This is a genomic window from uncultured Romboutsia sp., assembly GCF_958366745.1.
In the GTDB taxonomy this organism is placed as follows: domain Bacteria; phylum Bacillota; class Clostridia; order Peptostreptococcales; family Peptostreptococcaceae; genus Romboutsia; species Romboutsia timonensis.
On record NZ_CATXCO010000166.1, the window covers coordinates 1 to 5,380 of the forward strand.

At 26.2% G+C, this 5,380-nt stretch carries 5 protein-coding genes; all 5 read right to left on the reverse strand.

Annotated elements, in window-relative coordinates:
• Positions 1-544: ClpP family protease (locus Q5F54_RS10145; RefSeq protein WP_302334358.1), on the reverse strand; the 544-nt coding region annotated here is incomplete at its 3' end.
• 129 nt (positions 545-673) lie between these two features.
• The gene (locus tag Q5F54_RS10150; RefSeq protein WP_071119790.1) at positions 674-919 is read right to left on the reverse strand and encodes a YlmC/YmxH family sporulation protein; all 246 of its coding nucleotides are present in this window, start codon (positions 917-919) and stop codon (positions 674-676) included.
• Between the two features lie 20 nt (positions 920-939).
• Positions 940-2,181 carry a pitrilysin family protein gene (locus Q5F54_RS10155; protein WP_281537427.1) on the reverse strand — a complete coding sequence of 414 codons (1,242 nt, stop codon included), beginning with the start codon at positions 2,179-2,181 and terminating at the stop codon, positions 940-942.
• A 115-nt stretch (positions 2,182-2,296) separates the two neighbouring features.
• Complete coding sequence (locus Q5F54_RS10160; RefSeq protein WP_281537426.1) at positions 2,297-3,037, reverse strand: polysaccharide deacetylase family protein; 741 nt, start codon at positions 3,035-3,037, stop codon at positions 2,297-2,299.
• Positions 3,038-3,388: 351 nt separating this feature from the next.
• A complete protein-coding gene (gene asnB, locus Q5F54_RS10165) occupies positions 3,389-5,221 on the reverse strand; it encodes an asparagine synthase (glutamine-hydrolyzing) (RefSeq protein WP_302334359.1) in 1,833 nt (610 codons plus the stop codon).
• Positions 5,222-5,380 lie beyond the last annotated feature (159 nt).

The following is a 5,380-nucleotide window of genomic DNA, read 5'->3' on the forward strand; positions in this document are numbered from 1 at the left end:
ACTCAAAAGTTTCATTAACACCTATAACAAGACCATTAGTTCTTATAGGATGAACTACCATCGTTGCAGTTGGGGCTATAAATGAGTAATCTCCTGCAGTAGCAAGTGGTACACCTATGCTATGACTTCCGCCTAAAACTAAAGTTACAACTTTTTTTGATATACTATTTATAAGCTCTGCCATAGCAAGACCTGCTTCAACATCTCCACCTACAGTATTCAGTATTATAAGAACTCCTTTTATATCTTCATTTTCTTCTATTGAATATAGCATAGGTATTATATGTTCATATTTAGTCGATTTCTTTTGAGGATTACCTACATAATGTCCCTCTATCTCTCCTATTATAGTTATACATTGTATCTCTTTTTTAGCTTGTTGAGGCATATTAGGTACACCCATTTGTTTTATATTATCTATATCTTCACTTTGACTATCTTTATTTTCATTATCTACTTCTTCACTTTTTAAGTTAGCCTTGCTTTTATTTTTTGAAAACTCTATGTAACTATTAGAATTTATATTATCTTCATAGTATCTCATAAATAAACTCCTCTCAATATATACTTTATAAATATAGTTTTACCAAGTAATAAAAAAAAATTCACTTAGAAGGTTCTTATAAGTTAAACCTATCCAAATGAATTTTAATATAAATCTACTTAATATATTTTAATAAACACCATCATATTCTATTATTATCATATCATTTCCTATTTTTCTAATACTTCTCCATGGTACCTCAAGAACTGACTTATCTTTTTTAATTCCAAAAAATCCTCTTTCTCTAGGTATTAAAAGCGCTAATATCTCACCACTCACTTCATCTAATATAAGGTCACATTCTCCAACTACCCCTAATCTTTCACCAGTTACTAAGTTAACAATTTCCTTTCCTGCTATTTCAGATAAATTCATGTTTATCCCCCCAACTTATTTTATAGTTTATTTTCTTCTACATCTCTTCCTACTATACATACACCTAATTTATCTAAGTTGAAAATTTTATCTATAACTATTTTTACAGTTTCTCTATCTACATTATCTATTGATTTTAGTATATCATCTGTCGATTCCACTTTATTGTTTAAAAGTAATGCTCTTCCTATAGACATCATTCTACTACTTGTACTTTCAAGACCCAGTATATAACTTCCTTTTAATTGTTCTTTACTTTCTTTTATCTCCTGATCGGTTAAATAGTATTTTTTTATTATCTTTATTTCTTCTATAATTGACTCATATACTTCTTTTAAATGTTCATTACTCATACTAGCAAATATACCCAATTCTCCACATTTTCTGTATAAGCTTTGAGAAGAATATATAGAATATACTAGTCCTTTTTCTTCTCTTATTTTTTGGAATAATCTAGAACTTATACTTCCTCCAAATACTGTATTTATAACAGCCAAAGCATATACTTCTTTATCACTTTCAATAGGAACTGCTTCTAAGCTCATAGCAAGGTTAACCTGTTCTATATCTTTGTTTTTAGTTAAAAAACAACTTTTAAATTCTGCTTTTTTAATATCTACATTAACATCCCTTTTCTTCCAAACTTTAAACTTTTCTTCTATCTTATTTATTATTTCATCAAAGTTAAAGTTACCTGATATAGCTATTACTGAATTATTAGGAACATAATATTTATTGAAATAGTCTAATAGCTTTTCTCTATTTAGTCTGTTTAGTGATTCTTCAGTTCCAATTATATTCATACCTAATGGATCATTTTTATATATATTTTCAGTTAATAAGTCATAAGCTAAATCTTCTGGTGAATCTTCATACATTTTTAGCTCTTCAATTATTACTGATCTTTCCTTATCTAAATCATCTTCATTAAACTTAGAATTTAATATCATATCACTAAGTACATCTATTCCTATATCTATATGAGAATCTAATAGTTTTACATAGTAACATGTACACTCCTTACTCGTAAAAGCATTTATTTGACCACCTAAGTTATCTATTTCACTAGCTATTTGCTTAGATGTTCTATTTCTTGTTCCTTTAAATAGCATATGCTCTATAAAATGTGATACTCCACTTATTTCTTCATCTTCTATTCTAGAACCTGCATTAATCCATACCCCTAAAGATATAGACTTTACATATGGTATTTCTTCACCTATTATAGTTAGTCCATTTTCTAATACATGTTTTTTATACATAACTTCTCCTCCAAGTTCATTGCATTTATTATATATATTAAGTTCATTAAATCAAATTATCTTTTTATTACATGTATTAAATTATAATTTAGTATATTAACTTAATCAACTTTATTTAAAATATATTACTAAGCATTCCAGGCTTTAAACCTTTATCTCTTATTATCTGTATAATATCATCTAAACATTGAGTAGTTGCATATGTTGGATGCATTAGCACTATACTACCATCTTTTATATCTTTTTTCTTTACTCTTTCTATTATAACCTCTGGTTCTTTTCTATTATTCCAATCTATTGTATCAACATCCCATTTTATACTTGTATATCCAAGTTCATTTGCAGCCTTCATAGTCCCCTCTCCAAACGAACCTGCTGGCGCTTGAAAGAATTTAGTTTCCTCATTTATTATGTCCTCTATTATTTTTTTAGAAGTTTTTATCTGCTCTAAATTTTCTTCATATGAAAGCTTTGCATAATCTAAATGTCTATGACCATGGTTTCCTATTTCATGCCCTTCACTTTTAATTTTTAATAACATTTCTTGGTTCTTTTCTGCCCATCTTCCTGTTACATTGAATGTAATTTTAACATCTTCTTTTTTCAATACATCTAATATTCCTTGTACATACTCAGTTTCCCAACCTAGGTCTACGTTGCAAGTTAATGCAACGTATCCGCTATTTTTTTTTGTACCTTGAGTATATGGAAGATTTGCTTGATCAAATAGCTCAAACGTAGGCTTAGTACCTTTATTTTTCATAAAAAATATTGCACTTGATAATAATGCAACTACTACTAATACCCACATAATGATTTTTTTTAATTTACTTTTGTTAAGTACCATCATTATCATTAAGGTTTCCTCCTATATGTATTATTACTTGTTTATAAATACTATTATCAATTTAGGACAAATATGCAAAAAAAGTAGTGATTACTCACTACTTTTTAAATAAATTTATTTGCTATTTTCCATCTATTTCCTCATCTTTATAAAATCATCGCCTGCACATAAAGATAATATTAAATCAACAATAATTTCAAATATATTTATTATAATATACATACTTAAATCTCCTTAATGTAATATACTTAAATTACATCCTAGATTAACCTAATGTACATTATATAGTTCTTATAATAAATTTTTTTATTATTTAAGGTTTTATCATAAATCAATTTTCTTTTCATGTTATACTATATATTAATATACTATATCTCTATTTTCTATGAATATTTGATGCCATAAGCAAAATACATATATAGACCATATTTTTCTTGAATTATCATCATATCCTTGTATATGATTATCTAATAATTTAATTACATAATCTTTATTTATCAAATCATCAACTTGAGCTTCATTTATACTTTGTCTAACAACATCTCCTAAATCTTCCTTTAGCCAAACTCTTATAGGTGTAGGAAATCCTAATTTTTTCTTTTTAACCATATGTTGTGGTATTTCATCTTTAAAATCTTCTCTTAGAAGTATCTTAGTATTTTTAAAATTAACTTTTTGATTTAAATTTAAATTTTTAGCTACTTCTAATACTTCTTTATCCAAAAATGGAACTCTAAGTTCTATGGATTGAGCCATAGATATTTTATCTGCCTTTTGTAATATATCTCCTTCTAACCATGTGTTGATATCAATATGTTGCATTGTTGTAACATAGTCATAATTATTATTTTTTGCATCACTATATATATTAGCTAATAAATTTTCATGATTATCTACTTTATTATAGAATTTTAGAACTTTTTTTATTTCATTATCATCAAAAATCTTAGCATTTCCAATATATCTTTTTTCTAATGGAGTTGTGGCCCTATATAAATAATTTTTTCCTTTTATATTAGACATGATAGTAGAAGCTGTATTTAAAATAGACTTCATACTATTTGGCATATTAAAAATTGGTTTTATACTTTTATATTCTTTATATATATTGTATCCACCAAATAATTCATCTGCACCTTCACCTGATAAAACTACAGTTACATGTTTTTTTGCTTCTTTAGATAAGAAATAAATACCAACCTGTGATGGGTCTGCAACAGGATCATCTAAATGATATATTACCTTAGGTAAAGCTTTTATATATTCATCTTGGCTAACATTTATAGATATATTTTCAATACCTAACTTATCTGCTGTTTTTTTTGCTACTTCTAATTCATCATACCCATTAACTCCAAATCCAACTGAAAATGACTTTATATTAGGATTGATTTTAGATGCAAGAGAAGCTACTATTGTAGAGTCTATTCCACCTGATAAAAATGTTCCTACTTCTACATTTGCTACCATATGGTGTTTTACAGAACTTGTAACTACATCTTTTATATCTTTAGATGTTATTTTTCTACTTCTTTTTAAATGTATATTATAATATTTTTTCATATCTAGTTTTCCATTTTCCACTGTAAAAAAGTAGCCTGGTGGAACTACTTTTATATTACTTATCATAGTCTCTTCAAGAGGTATATATTGAAAATACATATATTTTTGCAGGCTTGATTTATTTAAATTTACCTCATTTAAAAGTTCAATAATTGCCTTATATTCTGAAGAAAATACTATAAAATCTTTTTCATCTATGTAATAAAGTGGCTTTATACCAAAATGATCCCTTGCTCCAAATAATTTATTTTCACTCTTATCATATACTATAAAAGAAAACATACCTCTTAACTTATTTAAACATTCTTCTTTATATTCTGTATATGATGATAGTAAAACTTCAGTATCACATTTTGTATTAAATTTATATCCATTTTTTATTAAGTCATTTCTAAGTTGCTCATGATTATATATTTCACCATTGAAAACTATGGTTTTATCATCTTTCTTTAATGGTTGGCTCCCATTTTCTAAATCCATTATACTTAATATCTTAAATGCAAATTCAATATTGTCTTCTTTATGTATACCTGTATGATCAGGACCTCTATGATTAATTTTTTCAGTTAATTTTTTTATATCAAATTTTCTATTATTATTCTTATAATATATTGAAACATATCCACACATATATAATCCTCCTATATTACCTATAATTTCACGTTCCATAGGAGCCTATACATATATTAGTAATATTTTTTCTTAAACAAAAAGAAGCCTGATTAGGCTTCTTTAAAATCTATTATTTTTCTTCTTTCTTCTCTACTTTTTCAGGCTTAGGTAATAATA

Excerpts from the sequence above, each read along its gene's own strand:
- Q5F54_RS10150 (WP_071119790.1), bottom strand. The coding sequence starts at position 919 with ATGAATTTATCTGAAATAGCAGGAAAGGAAATTGTTAACTTAGTAACT.
- Q5F54_RS10155 (WP_281537427.1), bottom strand. The coding sequence starts at position 2,181 with ATGTATAAAAAACATGTATTAGAAAATGGACTAACTATAATAGGTGAA.
- Q5F54_RS10160 (WP_281537426.1), bottom strand. The coding sequence starts at position 3,037 with ATGATAATGATGGTACTTAACAAAAGTAAATTAAAAAAAATCATTATG.
- asnB (WP_302334359.1), bottom strand. The coding sequence starts at position 5,221 with ATGTGTGGATATGTTTCAATATATTATAAGAATAATAATAGAAAATTT.